This is a genomic window from Pseudomonas putida (assembly GCF_026625125.1).
In the GTDB taxonomy this organism is placed as follows: Bacteria; Pseudomonadota; Gammaproteobacteria; order Pseudomonadales; family Pseudomonadaceae; genus Aquipseudomonas; species Aquipseudomonas putida_X.
This window is the reverse complement of record NZ_CP113097.1, coordinates 2753682-2772900: the sequence shown is the minus strand read 5'-3', so window position 1 is coordinate 2772900 and position 19219 is coordinate 2753682. Positions and strand designations below refer to the sequence as shown.

Genomic DNA, 19219 nt, shown 5'->3' with positions numbered 1-19219 from the left:
TCTTATCCTTATGAAACCGGTTTCATTTTTAGGCTGCAGCAATGGCCGGCGTCTTTGCCAGCCATTGCTTCAGTTTCGTGATTGCGTGGAACCTCGGATGATCAACTCTGCTTCGAAGTTCAGGCGCCGGGGCGCCCCGCTCTCCCCGCGCAGGCGGTCGAGCAGGCAGTCGAAGGCGGCCACGCCGATGCGTTGGGTGGGTTGGGCGAGCGCGGTGATGCCGCTGCCCACCAGCGGGTACCAGTCCAGTTCGTCCAGCGCAATCAGGCCTACGTCCTGGAACAGGTTGCAACCAGCGTCGTGCAGTACACGGGTCACCGCCAGGGTGGCCACGCCGTTGAAGGTGAAGATCGCCTGCGGGCCATGGCCCTTGCTGGCGAGAAAGGCGTCAAGCCGGGCGGGCAGCGCGTTGTCGATTTCCACCAGTTGTTGGCGCATGCCAGCGCGGCGGCTGATCGACGCGGTGAATGCCTGGGTGCGTTCCAGCCGGGAGCTGGTGCCGTCCAGCGGTTCGGTGACCGCCAGGATGTCGCGGTAGCCGCGCGCCTGCAAATGGTCCAGGGCCTGGCCGATGGCGTGGGCGTTATCCAACCCTACCAGGTCGACGTTCAGCTCTGGCAGTTGCCGGTCTACCAGGACCATGGGCATGTCACGCTGCAGGTTCAGCAGTTCGCCGGGGTGATGGCCGAGGGTGTTCACGATCAGGCCCTCGACGTTGTAAGACTGCAGGGCCGCCAGGTGATGGCGCTCTTGCTCGTCGTCGCGGTTGGTGTTGCACACCACGAGGCTGTAGCCGTGCTGGCGGCAGGCGGTTTCAACGCCGTGCATCACCGCGACTGAATAGGGGTTGAGGATGTCTGCGACCAGCATGCCGATCAAACGCGTCTGGCCACGCTTGAGGCCGCGGGCCATCTGGTTGGGCCGGTAGCCCAGGCGTTCGATGACTTCTTCAAGGCGCTTGGCGGTAGCTTCTGCCAGCAGTTGGCGATCGCCGCCGATGTAGCGCGACACGGTGGCCTTGGAGACGCCGGCAACGCGTGCGACCTCGCTGATGGTCACGCGCTCACGGGAATGGGCAGGCAGATCGGTCATTTCGGTCCCTTGTGATTATTGTCGGTGACGGTGAATGAAACCGGTTTCAATACATCAAAACCGCGCGCTTTCGTCACCTACCGTTCGTCGGGATTTTACAGGGGTGCGACCTTTGCGGGTCACTGAGTAATTCAATTTGCCAGCGATCACCGGCGAAGCCGGTGCCATGCACCGCAGTGTCCGCATCGCCGGCAAGCCGGCTCCCACAAAGGTCTAGTGCCAGTCTTATTGACGCCACATCTAGCCGCCAAAGGCTGGATTGGTGTCCACTATTTGAGGCGCCGCTCACCCCCCAGTGGGAGCCGGCTTGCCGGCGATCACCGGCGAAGCCGGTGCCATACACCGCGGTGTCGGCACCACCGGCAAGCCGACGCCCACAAGGGGATAGCGCCAGCCCTATCGAATGGCCTTCACATCACTGGCCGAAACAGCGCTGCCCTGGTTACCCCAACTGGTGCGGATGAAGTTCACCACCTCAGCCACTTCCTGATCGCTCAAGCGCCAGCCGAACGCTGGCATGGTGAGGTTCGACGGCGCGGTATGGGTCGCCGGCACCGTGCCGCCTTCGAGCACCACATGAATCAGCGAGGTGGCATCGGCCGTCTGTACCACCGGATTGCCGGCCAGCGCCGGGAACACCCGGGTATACCCCTGGCCATCGGTGCGGTGGCAGGCGGCGCAGTTGTCGATGTACACCGCCGCACCCGGCTTGCTGTCATCGCCATTCCACAAAGCCTGTGCCACTTGCTTGTCATACACATGCGGCTGGTCGTCCGGGTCGCTTGCCGGCAGCGTCTTGAGGTAGCGGGCAATGGCCGTCAGGTCGCCATCGCTCAAGTGCTGCATGCTGTGTTCGACCACATCGCTCATGCCGCCGAAAACGGCACTGCGGTCACTGCGGCCGGTTTTCAGAAACTGCACCAGCTGCTCCTCGCTCCAGCTGCCCAGCCCGTCCTTGTGGTCACCGCGCAAGTTCTTGGCGATCCAGCCTTCCAACGGCGCGCTGCCGGCAAGGAACTGCTCGCCATCGGCGGGGCTTAGGGCCTTTTCCTGCATGGTCAGGGCACGCGGTGTATGGCACGCGCCGCAATGGCCCAGCCCCTCCACCAGGTAGGCACCCCGGCTGACCACCGGGTCTGCGCCGGCCGGCGCTTGCCAGGCTTTCACCTCTGGCGCGAACATGCCCCGCCAGATCGCCAGCGGCCAACGCATGCTCAAGGGCCAAGGGATGTCGGTGGCCTTGTTCGGCTGCGCCACCGGTTGCACGCCTTGCATGAAGTAGGCGTACAGCGCGCGCATGTCCTCGTCCGTGACCCGCGCATAGGACGGGTACGGCATGGCCGGGTACAGCGTGCTGCCGTCCTTGGCCACGCCCTTGCGCACGGCCAGGTCGAAATCTTCGAAACTGTACTGGCCGATGCCGGTGACATCCGGGGTGATGTTGGTGGAGTACACGGTGCCGATAGGGGTTTGCATCGGCAGCCCACCGGCAAAAGGCTTGCCGCCCTTGGCGGTATGGCAGGCCACGCAGTCACCGGCACGGGCCAGGTACTCGCCCTTCTTCACCAGTGCATCGGTGGCTTCCTCAGCCTGGGCAGCCAGGCCCGTGCCCAACAGCAGGGTCGCGATCAACAGTCGTTTCATGCCATCGCTCCTCACGCCTGAACCAGCGGGCCGGGGTTTTTCAGGTACTGCTCGCGGATGGCCCGCGCCGACCAGTAGGTCAGTGCCGCCACCAGGCCGGTGGGGTTGTAACCCAGGCCTTGGGGGAACGCCGAAGCCCCCGGGACGAACACGTTGTGCACGTCCCAGCTTTGCAGGTAGCGGTTCAGGGCACTGGTTTTGGGGTCGGTGCCCATGATCGCGCCGCCGTTGAGGTGGGTGGTCTGATAGTTGGCGGTATTGAAGTGCTCCTGGACCTTCTTGCCGAGCACAGCGATCGTTTTCGGGTTCATCGCCTGGGCGATCTTGCTTAGCTTGTCGACCATGAACTGATTCATCTTGATGTCGTTTTCCTGCCAGTCGAAGGTCATGCGCAGCAGCGGCTGGCCATAGGCGTCACGGTAGGTCGGGTCGAGGTCCAGGTAGTTGCCACGGTAAGACTGGTGCGCGCCGTGGGCGTCCATCGACACCTGGTGGGTGTAGTAATCGGCCGTGGCCTTCTTCCAGGCACTGCCCCACGCGGGCGTGCCCGGTGGGTTGGCAACACCGGCAATCGGCCGGCTGCCGGCCTGGTTGACCCACATCGGCGAGCCGCCGACGAAACCGTGCGGCCCATGGTCGAAGTTGTCGGCGTTGAAGTCGTCGATCGCCACACCGTTACCGCCAGCGCCGATGAAGTTGTTGGTGTAGGTGTCCTTGTCGAAGAACGCTTTCACCGTGCCCATATTCTGGTAGGCGAAGTTGCGCCCCACGACCCCTTCGTTCTTGATCGGGTCATAGGGTTTGCCGATGCCCGACAGCAGCATCAGGCGCACGTTGTTGAACTGGAACGCGGCCAGGATGACGATGTCCGCCGGCTGCTCCACTTCCCGCCCCTGGGCATCGATGTAGGTCACGCCGGTAGCCTTGCGCTTGCTGTCGTCCAGGTTCACCCGTAGCACGTGGGCATTGGCCCGCAGCTCGAAATGCGGCACCTGGCGCAGCGCCGGCAGGATGTTCACGTTGGGCGAGGCCTTGGAGTACATGTAGCAGACGTACCCGCTGCAGAAGCCGCAGAAGTTGCACGGCCCCATCTGTGCGCCATACGGGTTAGTGTAGGGGCCCGAGGTGTTGGCCGAAGGCAGGTTGTAGGGCTTGTAGCCCAGGCTGGCGGCGGCCTTCTGGAACAGCTGCGCCGACACCACGTTCTTCTGCGACACCAGCGGGAAGGGGTTTGAGCGGTCCGGTGCATAGGGGTTGCCGCCCTTGCCTTCGCCGACCACCTTGCCGTTCACGGTCCAGGCCTGGCCCGAGGTGCCGAAGACCTTCTCGGCGAAGTCGAAGCAAGGTTCGAGCTCCTCGTAGCTCACGCCAAAGTCCTGGATGGTCATGTCTTCAGGGATGAAGCGTTTGCCGTAGCGCTCTTCGTAGTGGCTGCGCATGCGCAGTTCCATCGGGTCTACACGAAAATGCACGCCGGACCAGTGCAAGCCTGCGCCGCCCACGCCCTTGCCGGGCAGGAAGGCACCGAGCTGGCGGTTGGGCAGCGCGACATCGTGGACGCTGTGGCGGATGGTGACGGTTTCCTTGGAGACATCCACGAACAGCTTCTTGCGCACGCTGTAAGTCAGCTCATCGATGACCTGTGGGTAGCTGCCCTCGGGGTAGGTGTCCTGCATCGGCCCGCGCTCCAGCGCGACCACCTGCAGCCCGGCCTCGGTGAGTTCCTTGGCCATGATGGCGCCCGCCCAGCCGAAACCGACGATCACCGCATCGACCTTCTTCATTGCATTGGCCATGCCTTACGCCCTCTCGCCACGAATCGATACTGCCGGGAAGGGGTAAGGCTCGTTGCGCTCGGCCCAATCCATGAAGTCTGCGCGGGCACCTGGGAAGCCGATTTGCGTCCAGCCGACCATGCCCTTGTTGCCACCGTGAATCGGGTCACAGAAGAACCCCTCGCGGGTGTTCTGCACCAGCAGGCTGAAAAACACCTTTGCCGGCAATTGGTCGAAAACGATCTCACCGGCTTCGATCTTGGCAAGAACCTTGTCTCGGGTAGCGCTATCTTGCTCGGCGAAAGTTTTGCCGCTGGCATTTTTGCACCAGGCGTCCGCAGCGGCGATGCCCAGGCGGTAGATTTGCTGTGGGCTCAGTTGCAGCTGGTAGCCAAGCTCCGGGGCGGCATCGGCCTTGAACGGGCCTTGCATGTACCACTGGGCACCTGTGGCATAGGGGGTGTTCATCTGGCGGTCGATAAATTCGGCGGCGCCTGCTTCGAGTGCGCCGGGGCCCAGCTCGTCAGCGGGGATGATGCGCGACACCGCCGCCTGCACGAAGGCCCATTCCTCAGCGGTGAAGAACGTCGGCTGGTAATGGCCAGCGGGCGGTGTCGCGGGTACCTTCGGTTCGCGGGCCGGCTGGGCCAGCAGTTGGCCGGCACCCAGGCCGGTGCTGGTCGCCACGGTGACCACGGGAATCAGGGTCAACGTTTTGCGCAGGAAGTCCCGGCGCGGGTTGTCGGGGGCATGCTCAGGCATTGCGAGTCCTCATCAGCATAGGGCGGCCTTGGGTTGCGCCGTCTGGGTTTCGGTCAGGGAGAGGCCCTGATAAACCGCCTAATCTAGCTGGTTCGGAAACATTTTGAAACCGGTTTCATATCACTTGCATGGGTCGTGGCCACCCGCGCAGGCGCGCTTGCGTGGGTGGCCACCCAAAGCGAAGAACAAGCCATCCACTCACTAGAGCACACTTGTACTCCACCCATCAAAACTCGACCACATACCCCACGATCACCCGATTTTCATCCGCCGCATCCGCAAAATTCGAGCGCATGCTCGCATTGCGCCAGCGCAGCGAAAGATTCTTCAGCGCCCCCGACTGCACCACATAGGTCACGTCCGTTGTGCGCTCCCACTCCTCCCCTTCACCGCCTCGCGCAGCCAGCGCCCTGCCCTTGGCGCTGGCGATGCGCTGCGGGTCGACCTGATCGCCTTTCACATAGCGCACATTGAACGTGAGTCCAGGTATGCCCAGCGCGGCAAAGTTGTAGTCATAGCGCAACATCCAGGCGCGTTCGTTGGCCAGCGCAAAGGTGCTCACCTGCTGTTCGCTGAACAGATAAGTGTCGGTCCCGCCCACATAGGCGTAGGCCGTATCGCCACTGACCTTCTGATAACCCCCGCTGAGGGTATGGCCGGTGAAGCTGTAACCAAACTGGGTGCTCAAGGTCTGGTTATCCACCTCACCGAGCAACGCCCTTCCCTGCTCCTGGGCATTGAACCAGCGCCATTCGGTGAAGGCTTCACCTGGCCCCACGCCAGTCCTGTACTTGAACCCGGCGTAATCCCGGCGGATCAGGTCATCCAGTTGGCTGGCGTGCAGGCTCAGGGTCAGGTTCTTGATCGGCTGATAATCGGCCCCCAGGTAATACAACCGGGTACTGCTCACTGTGGCCGAATAGGCGCCCTGCTGCGCCATCGCCGTCAGGTCTTCATAATCGGTGGAGTCACGCAGCTTGGTGGCATCTACCTGCAGTAACGTCAGCACCAGGTTGTCGAGGTCCTTGCTCACCAGTTGCGCGCCGTTGAACCATTGTGGGAACAAGCGGCTGTTGTTCGACGCGAGCAACGGCAACTGCGGGCTGAGCGCGCCCACCTGCAGCTCGGTCTGCGACAGCTTCGTCTTGAACGTGGCGACCGCCTTGCTGTAGCTGTCCGCCGCGCGCTTGTCGCTGCCCCGCGGCAGCAGTCCGGTGCCGCTGCGGTTCGGCGATGAATCGAGCTTTACGCCAAGCATCCCGACCGCATCCAGGCCAAACCCCAGCACACCCTGGGTGTAGCCGGACTGCCACTTGAGCATGAAGCCCTGGGCCCATTCGCCACGCCGGGATTGGCTGGCGGCATCACCGTGAAAGTCGCGGTCAAAGTAGAAGTTGCGCAGCTCCAGGCTACCTTTGCCGTCCTCGACAAAGGCAGCCTGCGCGGGTTGCCACGCGCAGCAGAACGCCGCGAGCATCAGCGATGCCCGCACGGAGGTGGAAGTGATCATGAATGTGCCTTGTTATTGTTGTTGTCGGGCAGGTTCAGGCCTTGGGGTTTTTGACGTAACGCATCACCACCAGGCAGGCGAGCAGGATCAGCGGCGCAATGGATAGCATGCCCATGTAGCTGCTACCGGTGAGGTCGTTGATCTGCCCCACCATCACCGGCGCCACGATGCCGCTGAGCTGCCCCACAGAGTTGATCGCCGCCGTGCCGGTGGCGATCGCCAGGCCCGAGAACGTGGACTGCGGGATGGTCCAGAAGATCGGAATGGCGATGAATGTACCTGCCGTGGCCAGTACCAGCGCCGCCATCATCGCCCAGGACGAGTCCGAGAACAGGCACGCCAGCAAGTAGCCGGCCGCGGCCGCCAGCAGGCAATAGACCAGGTAGCGCTTGCGCTCGCCGGTGCGGTCCGAGCGCCGGGTCAGCAGCACCATGCCGACACAGGCTACCGCGTACGGCAGCGCAGACAGCACGCCGACCCACAGCATGTCCTGCACACCCGAGGACTTGATCAGGTGCGGCATCCAGAAGTTCAGGCCGTAGGACGCGGATTTCACCACGTAATAGATGAACGCCATGATCGCCACTTCGCGGGTCAGCAGTACCCGCCACAACGACCCCAGCACTGGTTTCTGCGCGCGTTGGTCCTGCGCCAGGTTTTCCACCAGCAGGTCTTTTTCCGCACGGCTCAACCAGCGGGCCGACTCGATATCACGGTCGAGCTTGTACAGCACTACGATACCCAGCACTACGCATGGCAGGCCCGACATCAAAAACAGCCAGTGCCAGCCGGCCAGGCCAAGCACGCCGTCCATGGTCCCCAGCAAGAAACCCGCTGCCGGCCCACCCATCGCACCGGCCAGAGGCACCGCGAGGAACCACAGGCCATTCATCTTCGCCAAGTGTCTACGCGGGAACCAGCACGCCAGGTAGAACAGGATCGCCGGCCCGAAACCGGCCTCCATCACACCGATCAGAAAGCGCAGGAAGTACAACGTGTACTGTGTGTAGGCAAACACCAGCGCGGCGGTAGCCAGCCCCCAGGACACCATGATCCGGCAGATCCACGCCGGCGCTCCGTAGCGTTTCAGGCCCAGGCTGCTCGGCACTTCGAACAATACGTAGCCGATGAAGAACATGCTCGCGGCCAGGCCATAGGCAGCGTCGCTCAGGCCAAGCTCAGCCTGCATCTGGGCTTTGGCGAAGCTGATGTTGATGCGGTCGAAGTAGGAAAACAGGAAACAGATGATGGCCAGCGGCATGATGCGCCAGGCCACGCGGCGGTACAGCAGCAGTTCATTGATGTGGCTGTCATTGCGCTCGCGCGCCAGAACACCGGTCAAGGCAACCATGATGGATCTCCGTTCTTGTAATTATTGGAGAGCGGCGGCGCCCTTTTGGGCGCCACTGAAGGGCTGTTAGCCAATGCGCACAAGCTTTTCCTTGTAGGCGGCCCCTTTGCGAAGGTAATCGGCTGCGTTGGCGTGCATGTGGGCGATAGCGTCAGGCGTCAGCTCGCGCACCACCTTGGCCGGTGCGCCGAGGATCAGGGAATTGTCGGGGAAGACCTTGCCTTCGGTAACGATGGCGCCCGCGCCCACCAGGCAGTTGCGGCCGATGACCGCACCATTGAGTACCACCGCCTGAATGCCGATCAGTGCACCATCAGCGACCGTGCAGCCATGCAGCATCGCCTGGTGGCCAATGGTGACGCCACTGCCCACGGTCAGTGCGAAGCCTGGGTCGGCATGCAGCACCGCGCCTTCCTGAACATTGCTGTGCTGGCCAATGCGGATTGCAGCGTTGTCGCCGCGCAGCACCGCCTGCGGCCAGACACTGGCACCCTGCTCCAGGGTGACGTCGCCTATCACCGTGGCCTGTTCGGCGACGAAGGTTTCTGGGTGAAGGGTGGGAGTGAGTGTGTCGTAGCGATAGATAGCCATCCTTAGCACCCCTGCTCGTCAGTCTTGAGAACGCCCGCTGCGCACAGCTGGGCGATGTGTTGGTCGCTGTAGCCCAGCTCGCGCATGACCTTGTGCGTGTGCTCGCCAATGCGCGGGATCGAGCGGCGCGGTTGCAGGCGCTGGCCATCGAGCGACAGCGGCAGCAACGGCATCGGCGTGCTGCTGCCGTCTTCCAGGACCAGCTCGGCCATGCCGCCGCTTTCTAGCAGGTGCGCATCATCGAACAGTTCTTCAGGGCGCCGGATGGGCGCGAACGGGATGCCGTTGGCCTCCAGCTCAGCCGCCAGTTGCTGGGCATCGAGGTTGGCGAACACTTCAGCCAGGTGCGCCAGTAAGCGTGGGCGCTGCAGCACCCGGTCATTGTTGGTGGCCAGCGTCGGGTCATCCCGCAATGCGGCCTGGCCCAGCAGCTGGCACAGCGCGTTCCACTGCCCTTCCCCGGTCGCGGCCACGAACATCTGCTCGCCCCCGGCAAAGGTGAACACGTCGTAGATGGCCCAGGCACTGATGCGGTTGGGCATGGGCGCTGCGGCCTCCCCGGTCACCACATACTGCTGCATGTGCTGGGCGGCCAGCAGTACGCAGTTTTCGTACAGCGCACTTTGTACCTCGCGGCCGCTGCCGGTGCTGTTGCGCTCGTTCAGCGCGGCGAGCACACCGATGGCGCCGAACATGCCGCCCATGATGTCGTTCACCGAACTGCCCGCGCGCAAGGGCCGGCCCACCGGGCCGGTCATGTAGGCAAGGCCCGCCATCATCTGCACCACTTCGTCCAGCGCCAGGCGGTTGTCGTAAGGGCCACTGAGGAAGCCCTTGTGCGAGGCGTAGACCAGCCGGGGGTTGCGCTGGCGCAGCGCGGCGTAGTCGAAACCGAGCTTGTGCATGCGCCCGGGTTTGAAGTTCTCGATGAACACGTCGGCCGTGTCGATCAGCTGCAGCACGGCTTCGCGGCCCTGGGGCGTTTCGACGTCAACGGCGATGCATTGCTTGTTGCGGTTGAAGGTGCGGAAAAAACCCGCCCCCGCACCCAGCAACCGGCGCGTGCCGTCACCGCGGGTAGGCTCGATCTTGATCACTTCGGCGCCAAGGTCACCGAGGATCATGCCGCAGGTGGGGCCCATGACCATGTGCGAAATCTCGACGACACGGATGCCATCCAAGGGGAGTCTGGACATTGCTGTATCCCTTAATAGTTGAGTGGCAGCCCGGCACGGGCGATAGCGCCGTAGAGCGGCTCTTCGGGCAAGGCGTCACGCAGCACCTGGCGTGAGTCGATCAGCGCCTGCAGGTCGATGCCGGTGTCCAGGCCCATGCTCTGCAGCATGAACACCAGGTCTTCGGTGACGGTATTGCCCGAGGCACCCGGTGCGAACGGGCAACCGCCAAGCCCCGCCAGCGACGCGTCCAGCTCGCGGATGCCCTGCTGCACGGCGACCAGGCTGTTGGCCAAGGCCAGGCCACGGGTGTCATGAAAATGCGCGGCGCGCAGCCGCTCGCCGGCGATGGCGCGTACGGCCTGGATCACCGTCGCGACCTGGCCGGGGTTGGCGTAACCGGTGGTGTCGCCCAGCGAAACCAGGTCGCAACCGGCCTCGATCACCTGGCGGGTCAAGGCGCACAGGTCGCTCAGCGGCACGTCACCCTGGCGGGTGCAGCCAAAGGCCACCGACATGCCGGCGATCATCTGCACCTCATGCCGGCCCGTCTCGTTGCGCAGCTGGCACATGCGCCCCAGCTCCTCGACCATCTCCTGGGGCGTACGGCGGACGTTGGCCAGGCTGTGGGCAGTGCTCACCGACACCGGCGCCACGATACGCTGCGCGCCAGACTCCAGCGCATCCAGGGCGCCGCGCAGGTTGGGGGCCAGGACCGTGACCAGCAAATCGGGGTATGTCAGGGCGTGGGCGACCACCTGTTTGGCGTCGGCCATCTGAGGCAGCAGCCTGGCCGGCACGAACGAGGCGACTTCCATATGGCGTACGCCGGCGGCGTAGGCGCTGTCGATCCATCGCAGCTTCGCGGCGGTCGGCATGACCGTTTGCAGGCTCTGCAGGCCATCACGCAGGCCGACTTCGTTGATTGTTATTGTTGTCATCAGGGGTTCTCTGTCTGAAGCGTGCAGCCAGACTACGAGCACCACGGCAGGCAGAAAAGACGTGTTTCACGGGCTGATCCATCGCCAGCCACGATGGATATCAGGGCAGGCTTTGCCTGGCTGGGGCGCGCAACAACAGGTGGTCCAGCAAGCGCCGCGCCGACAGCGACAGCGAATGCCGGTCGCGCATGCAGATAACGAATTCACCCAGCGCCCAGTCATCGGTCAGCGGGATCACGCGCAAATCGAACAGCGGCGCATAGCGCGCCACGGCCTCCTGCGGGAACACCGCCAGGCCCAGGCCGAACTGCACCAGCCGGTACGCGGCGTCGAACGACGACACATAGGAGCGAAAACGCAGTTCTTTGCCGGTGGCCTCGGCGCTCTTGCGCATGAAATTGTTCAACGTGGCGAATGCCGAAAGGCCCAGGTGCTCGTAGCCCAGGGTTTCGGCAAAGGCAATGCTGCTGCGCCCTGCCAGCGGGTGGCTGGCGCCGACCACCACGGCCAGGTGGTCCTGACGATAAGGCACGTATTCCAGGTCACCGACTGCCGCAGACTGCCTGCAAATGCCCAGGTCGGCATTGCCCTCAGCCACCCCGCGCACCACATCCGGGCTGAACCGCTCTTCGATGTCTGCCTGGATCAGCGGGTGTTCCAGCATGAAGGCCGACAGCTCCTCAGGCAGAAACTCGATGATCGACGACACATTGGCCAGAACCCGCACATGCCCACGCGCGCCTTCGGCGTATTCGCTCAGCTCGCTGTCCAGGCGCTCCATGGCCCGCGTCAGGCCGCGGGCATGGCGCAACAGCGCAAGCCCTGCCGGGGTTGGTTCGACCCCACGTTTGCTGCGTGTGAACAACGCAGTGCCAAAGCGGGCCTCGATATCGGAGATACGCTTGCTGACCGCCGACGGCGCCATGAACGCCCGCTCACCGGCGCGGGCGATGGTGCCCTCTTCGCAGACCACGATGAACAGGTGCAGTGACAGGTGATCGAGGGGCTGCATGGCAGTGTCCGGGCAGAGGGTGGCAGCCATCCTAGCATCAGTTGAAAACGGCGCTGTTGTCTCTTGGGGTGGGCTTGGCTCGTGTTCGCGGGTGAACGCGTGCCCACAGGTTTACCCAACGGCTTTATCATGGGGCCCCCTTACCTGAGGCCCGCCATGTTCGATTGGGAAGATCTGCGCCATTTCTCTGCCTTCATCAACGAAGGCTCGCTCTCGGCTGCGGCCAAGCAATTGGGCGTCGACCACGCCACTGTGGCCCGGCGCATCGCCGCGCTGGAAGCCGCGCTCAATCTAAAACTGGTCGACCGCCGCCCCAGGGCCTATGTGCTGACCGAGCAGGGCCGCCGCGTGGGCGAATATGCCGAGCAAATGACCCAGTCGTCTTTCGCCCTCGAACACTTCGCCACGGCGGACCAGCAACAGGTTGCAGGCGACGTGGTGCTGGCCGCCCCGCCCGCGCTGCTGGGCAGCATCATCGCCCGGCGCCTGGGCGAGTTGTGCAGCCGTTATCCGCAGCTGCGCCTCAAACTGGTCGGCAGCAAGTCCCGGGCCTCGCTGGCACGGCGCGAGGCTGATATCAGCATCACCTTGGCCAGGCCGAGCGAACCGACGCTGGTGGCCAGCCTGCTCGGCCACCTGGATTACCGCCTGTATGCCGCCCCCGGCTACCTGCGCAGCACCAGCGCGCCACGCTACATCGGCTACGACCAGTCCCAGGCCAAGTCGCCGCAGCAGCAGTGGTTGCTCGCGCAAACCCACCATCAAACCTTTGTCTTGCAAAGCAACGACCTGCGTATCCAGGCCCAGGCGGCGGCCGGCGGCATCGGCATCGCCTGCCTGCCGGCGTTCATGGCCCAGGAGCATGGCCTGCAGGCCATCGGGGAAGAAACACAAACCATGAGCATCGAAATATGGCTGGCCGTGCATGAGGACGTGCGCAATACACCACGCATCAAGGCCGTCACCGACTTTTTGCAGCAACAGGTCAAGCCCCTGCTGCGCTTGTGAATTTCTGCAGAGCTCGCCTGCAGCGATACGGGATTTCCGCAGGGCCATAGCCCCGCTAAGCTTCACCCATCGCAAACGACCACGAGGAGAAGCGGATGCAGTACGTCAAGTTGGGCAACACCGGCCTGGATGTTTCGAAACTGTGCCTGGGCTGCATGACCTTCGGCGAGCCGGGCGCCGGCACCCACCCCTGGACCCTCGGCGAAGACGACAGCCGCCCGATCATCCGCCACGCCGTGGAGCAAGGCATCAACTTCTTCGACACCGCCAACAGCTACTCGGCCGGCACCTCGGAGCTGATCCTGGGCAAGCTGCTGAAGGCGTTCTCCCGCCGCGAAGAAACCGTGATCGCCACCAAGGTGTTCTTCCCGGCCAACATGTGGGAAGGCAGCACCCGGCCCAACGAGCAAGGCCTGTCCCGCAAGGCGATCATGGCCAATATCGACGCCAGCCTCACCCGCCTTGGCACCGACTATGTAGACCTCTACCAGATCCACCGCTGGGACTACCACACGCCCATCGAGGAGACCATGGAAGCGCTGCACGATGTGGTCAAAGCCGGCAAGGCGCGCTACATCGGCGCCTCCTCGATGTATGCCTGGCAGTTCGCCAAAGCCCAGCAGGTGGCAGCCAGCAACGGCTGGAGCCGCTTCGTGTCGATGCAGAACTACCTCAACCTGATCTACCGCGAGGAAGAGCGCGAAATGATCCCGCTGTGCCTGGACCAGGGCGTGGGCCTGATGCCCTGGAGCCCGATGGCCCGCGGCCGCCTGACCCGCCCGCATGGCCAGCAGACCGCGCGTACCCGTACCGACATTTCCGGCCAGTCGTTCTATGAAAAAACTGAAGTGGAAGACGGTCGGGTGATCGATGTGGTCGAACAGATCGCCGGCGAACGTGGCGTGCCCATGGCGCAGGTGGCGCTGGCCTGGGTCCTGGGCAAGCGAGGGGTTTCGGCGCCGATCGTAGGGGCATCGAAGGTGGCGCACCTCGACGATGCGATTGGCGCGCTGCAGTTCGAGCTCAGCGCTGAGGAAGTGCAGCGCCTGCAAGCCCCGTACGTGCCACATGCGGTGACGGGCTTCAAGTAGGCCGGTGAAGTCCCACCGGTGGCAATCCGATGCCCGCACAGCACTGCGCTGCCTGTGCGGGCCTCAGTAACCCGTCATCTCCAGATACCCACGGCCCTTCTCGCCCACACGTACCGGGCCCTCCCAATAAGGAAAGCGTGTGCCCATCCAGGCTTTGGGCTCTAGCGCATCCACCTCGACATCCACCTGCACCGCTGGCACTTTCACCCGCCAGCGGGTGGGCACCTGTTTGCCATTGTCTTGCCGCGTCCAGGCCAGCGGTGCCAATTCGATCTGCCCGCCCTGCAGCGCCCGTACCTGCCCCTGGGCATCGACCCAGGTGCCCGCGCGGTAAGGCGGCCCTTGATCCTCGCGTACCTGGAACAGCATCAGCTTGGCGCCCGTATCCAGGTGCAGGGAAAACCAGTCCCAGCCACTTTGCCCGGCGGCCAACGGCTGGCTGCTCCATTCCCGGTCAAGCCAGGCCTGCCCTGTGACGGCGACACGCTGCCCCGCTCGCTCGACCTCTCCACTGACCCTGTAGAACGGCTGACTGTAGTAGTACGACGCCTGGCCCTTGCCGGATTTTTCGCTGTAGCCCTGCACCCCGTGCAGCAGCAGCGGCTGATCGCTGGTGAGGGCCAGGTCATAGCCAAACCCCTCCCCGCTGGCACGCATCTGCAGGCGCTCGACACCGGGCTTGCCCAGCAGCGACCAGTCGTTGATCCACTCCCGGAACGGTTGCGCCTCGACGCCAGCCTGGCCGATGCCACCGCGCGCCAGGGTTTCACTGACCTGATGGCCGCCCGGGCCGGTCAGCGCGGCGTGGCCCATCCACAGGTTGGGGCTGTTCCAGTTCCAGGTCTCAGGCCCGGGCCGCAAGGCCGAGCGGAACAACGTCCATTGCACGCCCCAGTCACGGCCCTGGGCATCGCGCAGGTTGGCGGTGACGTACCACCATTCGATACGAAAGCCCTCGTGCGCGCCATGGTCACGGGGGAATGCCAGCGCATGCCCCGGTACCACCTGGCTGAACGCCGCCGCATCCTCACCCAGGCCCGCAAAGCTCTTGGCTGCTGGCGCAGGCGGGTCGCAGCCGGCCAGCAGCAGGCATGCCATCAACAGCCACGTTTCAGCTTTCATCGGCAAATTGCCTCAACAGTGCGCTTGGCTGGCTGCGTGCCAGCTGCCATAACGGCCAGGCGCTGGCCAGCAGGCTGGTCAACAGACCTAATACCGCCAGTTGCACCAGCTGCCCGGTAAATACATGCCAAGGCAACCGCCAACCGAACGCCTGCACGTTCACCACCGCCACCAGGCACCAGGCCAGCAGCAGGCCCAGGGGTATCGCCAGCAGCACGGTGAAGCAACTGAGCATCAGCGTTTGCCCCAGGCTCAGCCAGGCCAGCCAGCGCCGTGGCACACCCAACGCCCACAACGGCGCCAACTGCCCCAGGCGGCGCTGGCTCAAGGTCAGCTGGCTGATGAACAACGCAACGCCGGCAACCCCTAGCGTCAGGCTGTTCAATGCCGCGGTGACCGCGAAGGTGCGGCTGAACACCTCGCTCGACCAGGCTTTGAGGCGGGCCTGCTCCACCACCTGATTGTCATCCAGGGCATAGCGTTGTTGCAGTTCATCCTTCAGTGCAGCTACCCGTTCAGGCGGTACCAGCAGGCTCAAGCCGGCCAGGCTGGCCGCTGGTGCATGCCTGCGCAACCAGTCAGCGTTGACCAGCACATGGCCCTTGGGGTTGCCATAGTCGGCATAAATGCCCACCACGGCCATGGCCTGCGGTGGCTCGCCAGGCAACTGCAGGGCCTGCCCTACAGCCAGGCCAAGGCGACGGGCCAGCTGCTCGCTGAGCATCGCACCACGGCCGTCGGCCAGCGCCTGCCAGGCGCCCGGCGCCTGCTGCAGCAATGGCCAGTGCTGACGGTAGAAGCGGTGATCATCCACCCCCTGTACCTGCACCGGCCACTGCTGCAGGCGCCAGTCCACCCGCCAGCTGGGCAGCACCGCGCTGACGGTACGGTCTGCCCGCAAGCGCGCGTAGATCTGCTGCGCCTGCGCGCTGTCGCGGGGCGTGACGTACACATCGGCGGCCAGGCGCTGGTCCAGCCAGCCGATGAAGGTGCGGCGAAAGCCTTCGGTCATGCCGCCGACCCCGACACTGGCGGCCAAGGCCAGCAACAGCGCCATCAGTGCCAAGCTCAAGGCCGGCAGTTGCTGGCGGCTGTCGGCAACGAACCACTGCGCCAGCGGGCGCTTGCACACCCGCGCCAGGCCGCCGAGCAAAAGCGCCAGCAACCCCGGCAACAACAGCGCCGCCGCCAGCAGCAAAGCGGCCAGCATGCCAAACGCACTGGGCAGCCCCTGACCCAGGTAGCCGCAGCCCGCCGCCACCATCAGCAGCACGGCGCCAGCGCCACCCTGGCGCCGCAACCAAGGCACTTGCGCCAGGCGCCAGGCCTGGGGCTGCGCCAAGGCCAGCAATGGCAGACGCGCCGCACGCAGCAGGCTGTCGAGCCCCGCCAGCAGTGCGCCGAACAAGCTGACGGCAATGCCTGCCAGCCACCAGTGCGCCGGCAAGTGCAATTGCCCTGCCACCTGGGCCCCATAAAGCCCGCGCAGGCTGGAGGCGAAATCAGGCAGCATCAGCGCGGCCAGCAGGTAGCCTGCAGCCACGCCCGCCACACCACCCAGCAGCGCAAACAACCCCAGCTCCAAGGCGAGCGCTGTCAACAGCACCTTCAGGCTCACACCGCATGCGCGCAAGGTGCGGATCAACCCGCGGCGCTGCTCCAGCGCTAGCCCGATGGCAGCATGGGCAATGAATAACCCCACCACGAAGGCCAGCAGGCCGAGGGCGGTGAGGTTCAGGTGAAAGCTGGCGGTCAGCCGCTGCAGGTCGGCATCGTCGCCGGGCGGCTGCAGCTTCAGGCTGGCCGCGATGTCACTCGGCAGTGGCCGGTCACTGTCGCTGAGCAGCCACGACAATTGCCCGGGGGCATCGAGCAAGGCCTGCGCCTGGCCGATGTCGACCACCACTACACCCGGTGCCAGCTGCGCGTGCAAGGTAAGCGGCGGCAGTACCTGCCCGTCCACCGTGCTGACCTGATCGCCGGGCTGGCGGCCCAGCTGGCGCAGCGTGTCCGGGCCTACCCACGCTTGCCCCGGCGTGCCCACGAACGCCTGTAAGTCAAAATTCTGCACATCGGCACCGGCCACGGCCATGCCCGGCAACAGGCCAAGCGGCTCGATGCCGATCAGCCGCAACGCGACCTGCTGCTGCCCCGCCAGGCGCAGGCGCCCTTCCAGCACGGGCGTCACCGGCCAGCCCAGCCTGCGCAATTGCACATACAACGCCTGGTCGAAACGCTGCCCCGAGCGTGCTACCAGTTGTGGGCGGGCAGGCCCGGCAAGCACCGCACTGGCTTGTGCGTAGTCGTTACGGGCCTGGGTGTTGAGCGCCTGAACGCCGCTCCACAGCGCCGTGGCCAGCCACAGCCCGGTGAAGATGCTGATGCACTGCAGCCGGTGGCGCCACCAATGGCTGCACAGGGCCTGCAAGGTGGTCCGCAAACTGATCATCACCCCTGCACCCGGCCCATCTGCAGCATGCAGCGGCGCTGCAGCCTGGCGGCCAGGCGCTGGCTGTGGGTCACCATCAGCACGCTGCTACCCGCCTCGTTCACCAGTTGCAGCAGCAGCGCCAACACTTCATCGCTGCTGGCCTCGTCAAGGCTGCCGGTGGGCTCGTCAGCCAGCAGAAGTAACGGCCGGCTGGCCAGCGCGCGGCCGATGGCAACGCGCTGCTGCTGCCCGCCAGACAGTTGCTCCGGGTAGCGTTGCAGCAATGGGGCCAGCCCCAACCGGCGGGCCAAGTGGGTCACCCAGGCCGGGTCATGGCGCCCCGCCAGGCGCGCTTGGAAGGCCAGGTTGGCCGCCACGTCCAGGCTGCTGATGAGGTTGTACTGCTGGAACACCAGGCCGATGCTCTCGCGCCGCCAGCGTGCCAAGGCCGCTTCGCCGCGGTTGTCCAGTGGTTGGCCATCGATCAGGATGCGCCCGCTGTCGGCGCGGTCCAGGCCCGCCAGCAGGTGCAGCAAGGTGCTCTTGCCGCTGCCCGACTCGCCCATCAGGGCCAGGCTGCTGCCACGGTCCAGCGACAGGTCCACCCCGCGCAGCACCTCCAGAGGGCCTTGGGCGGTGGCGAATGACTTGCGCAGGTTTTCGACGACCAACATTAGCTTGGGACCTTGTTTGGGGGGCAACAGTAGGCATAGCTGCAAACGCCGCTTTGGGGCAACTGTTTGCACTGTTTTCACTGGCCTCATCGCCGGCAAGCCGGCTCCCACAGGGACCGCGCAGTGCTTGAGCTCTGTGCTGTACCTGGACTGCCCAGGGCATTGGATGGGTGTCCAGATTCCTGAACCCAGCCCAGGTCCCTGTGGCCGGCTTGCCGGCGATGAGGCCAGCTTGCCGGCGGTGAGGCCGGAACAGCCGCCTCAGTTCAGCAACGCGTGCTGTACCTGCCCCACCGTCGCCGCCAAGCTGTTCAGGTGCAAGCTCTGCACCCGCTCCACCGGTGCCAGGTCCAGCGGCCAGTGCAGCGCGATGCTGCCCACCAGCCGCCCCTCCACCCGCACCGGCAGGGCAATCGCCCGGATCAGGAACGGCAAGCGCACCGGGTATTCCCAGAACCCTTCGGTGCGCTGGCCAAAGCCGTTGTGCCCATCAGCCTCGATATCGCGCAACAGCGCCTCATCGCGCACCCGCTCATGCGCCGCCAGGCGCTGTACCTCATCCGGCGCCAGCTCCTTCAGGCACGCCCGGCCCATGGCCGAGTGAAACAAGCTGGCATGGTGCCCAACGAGCTGGCAGGTGTGCGGGTAGCGTTTGCGCAGCACCTGCGCAATGGCGCTTTCCATCACCTCCAGCCGTTCGCCGTCAAAAGAAGAAAGGTCCGCCACCAGCCCGGTGCGCTCGCTCAGCTCCAACAACAGCGGCGCGGCGCGTTCCACCAGTGTGCGCTTGAAGCGCAGCTGGCGGTCGCCAAACAGGCGCCGGGCACACAAGCGGTAACGGCGGTCGCTCAGGCCACGGTAGACCCAGCCCTGCTCCTGCAAGGTGGCGAGCATGCGCGATACCGTGGCTTTGGGCAGTGCCGTCAGGTAATGCAGCTCTTCGAGCCCCAGCGCGTGGTGTTCACCAAGCAGTTCGACAATCGCCAGTGCCCGCTCCACCGAGCGCACGCCCCCGCTGTCTGCGGTAATACCCATGGGTT

At 64.8% G+C, this 19219-nt stretch carries 16 protein-coding genes; 2 read left to right on the top strand and 14 right to left on the bottom strand.

Annotated elements, in window-relative coordinates; translation table 11 throughout:
- Positions 1–69: 69 nt before the first annotated feature.
- The 10 genes from OSW16_RS12770 to OSW16_RS12725 form a co-directional block, all read right to left on the bottom strand.
- Positions 70–1092, bottom strand: a complete 1023-nt coding sequence (locus OSW16_RS12770) for a LacI family DNA-binding transcriptional regulator (protein ID WP_267823617.1) — start codon at positions 1090–1092, stop codon at positions 70–72.
- 396 nt (positions 1093–1488) lie between these two features.
- Positions 1489–2736 carry a cytochrome c gene (locus OSW16_RS12765; RefSeq protein WP_267823615.1) on the bottom strand — a complete coding sequence of 416 codons (1248 nt, stop codon included), beginning with the start codon at positions 2734–2736 and terminating at the stop codon, positions 1489–1491.
- An 11-nt stretch (positions 2737–2747) separates the two neighbouring features.
- Positions 2748–4532, bottom strand: coding sequence for a GMC family oxidoreductase (locus OSW16_RS12760; protein WP_241806881.1), 1785 nt, complete (start codon positions 4530–4532; stop codon positions 2748–2750).
- A 3-nt stretch (positions 4533–4535) separates the two neighbouring features.
- Complete coding sequence (locus OSW16_RS12755; RefSeq protein WP_267823612.1) at positions 4536–5273, bottom strand: gluconate 2-dehydrogenase subunit 3 family protein; 738 nt, start codon at positions 5271–5273, stop codon at positions 4536–4538.
- A 226-nt stretch (positions 5274–5499) separates the two neighbouring features.
- Positions 5500–6783, bottom strand: a complete 1284-nt coding sequence (locus OSW16_RS12750; RefSeq protein WP_267823610.1) for an OprD family porin — start codon at positions 6781–6783, stop codon at positions 5500–5502.
- A gap of 34 nt (positions 6784–6817) precedes the next feature.
- Positions 6818–8134 (bottom strand): MFS transporter, encoded by a 1317-nt coding sequence (locus OSW16_RS12745; RefSeq protein ID WP_267823608.1) that lies wholly within the window; start codon positions 8132–8134, stop codon positions 6818–6820.
- A 66-nt stretch (positions 8135–8200) separates the two neighbouring features.
- The gene (locus OSW16_RS12740) at positions 8201–8725 is read right to left on the bottom strand and encodes a gamma carbonic anhydrase family protein (protein WP_267823606.1); all 525 of its coding nucleotides are present in this window, start codon (positions 8723–8725) and stop codon (positions 8201–8203) included.
- Positions 8726–8727: 2 nt separating this feature from the next.
- Entirely contained in the window at positions 8728–9921 is a 1194-nt protein-coding gene (locus tag OSW16_RS12735) for a CaiB/BaiF CoA transferase family protein (protein WP_267823604.1), read from the bottom strand.
- An 11-nt stretch (positions 9922–9932) separates the two neighbouring features.
- Entirely contained in the window at positions 9933–10841 is a 909-nt protein-coding gene (locus OSW16_RS12730; protein WP_267823602.1) for a hydroxymethylglutaryl-CoA lyase, read from the bottom strand.
- 100 nt (positions 10842–10941) lie between these two features.
- On the bottom strand, positions 10942–11853 hold the full coding sequence (locus tag OSW16_RS12725) for a LysR family transcriptional regulator (RefSeq protein WP_267823600.1): 912 nt from the start codon (positions 11851–11853) through the stop codon (positions 10942–10944).
- Between the two features lie 156 nt (positions 11854–12009).
- Here OSW16_RS12725 and OSW16_RS12720 point away from each other — a divergent pair, with 156 nt between their 5' ends.
- Positions 12010–12861: a LysR family transcriptional regulator gene (locus OSW16_RS12720; protein WP_267823598.1), complete on the top strand. Its 852-nt coding sequence runs from the start codon at positions 12010–12012 to the stop codon at positions 12859–12861.
- Positions 12862–12956: 95 nt separating this feature from the next.
- Entirely contained in the window at positions 12957–13952 is a 996-nt protein-coding gene (locus tag OSW16_RS12715) for an aldo/keto reductase (protein ID WP_267823596.1), read from the top strand.
- A 63-nt stretch (positions 13953–14015) separates the two neighbouring features.
- On the opposite strand, the gene OSW16_RS12710 is transcribed toward OSW16_RS12715, so the two are convergent.
- The 4 genes from OSW16_RS12710 to OSW16_RS12695 all read right to left on the bottom strand — a co-directional run bounded on the left by OSW16_RS12710 (position 14016) and on the right by OSW16_RS12695 (position 19214).
- Positions 14016–15074, bottom strand: coding sequence for a lipocalin-like domain-containing protein (locus OSW16_RS12710; RefSeq protein WP_267823594.1), 1059 nt, complete (start codon positions 15072–15074; stop codon positions 14016–14018).
- A complete protein-coding gene (locus OSW16_RS12705; protein ID WP_267823592.1) occupies positions 15064–17523 on the bottom strand; it encodes an ABC transporter permease in 2460 nt (819 codons plus the stop codon). Before OSW16_RS12705 ends, OSW16_RS12710 begins: the two co-directional genes overlap by 11 nt.
- Positions 17523–18179 carry an ABC transporter ATP-binding protein gene (locus tag OSW16_RS12700; protein WP_267823590.1) on the bottom strand — a complete coding sequence of 219 codons (657 nt, stop codon included), beginning with the start codon at positions 18177–18179 and terminating at the stop codon, positions 17523–17525. Before OSW16_RS12700 ends, OSW16_RS12705 begins: the two co-directional genes overlap by 1 nt.
- A 261-nt stretch (positions 18180–18440) precedes the next feature.
- The gene (locus OSW16_RS12695) at positions 18441–19214 is read right to left on the bottom strand and encodes an IclR family transcriptional regulator (RefSeq protein WP_267823588.1); all 774 of its coding nucleotides are present in this window, start codon (positions 19212–19214) and stop codon (positions 18441–18443) included.
- Positions 19215–19219 lie beyond the last annotated feature (5 nt).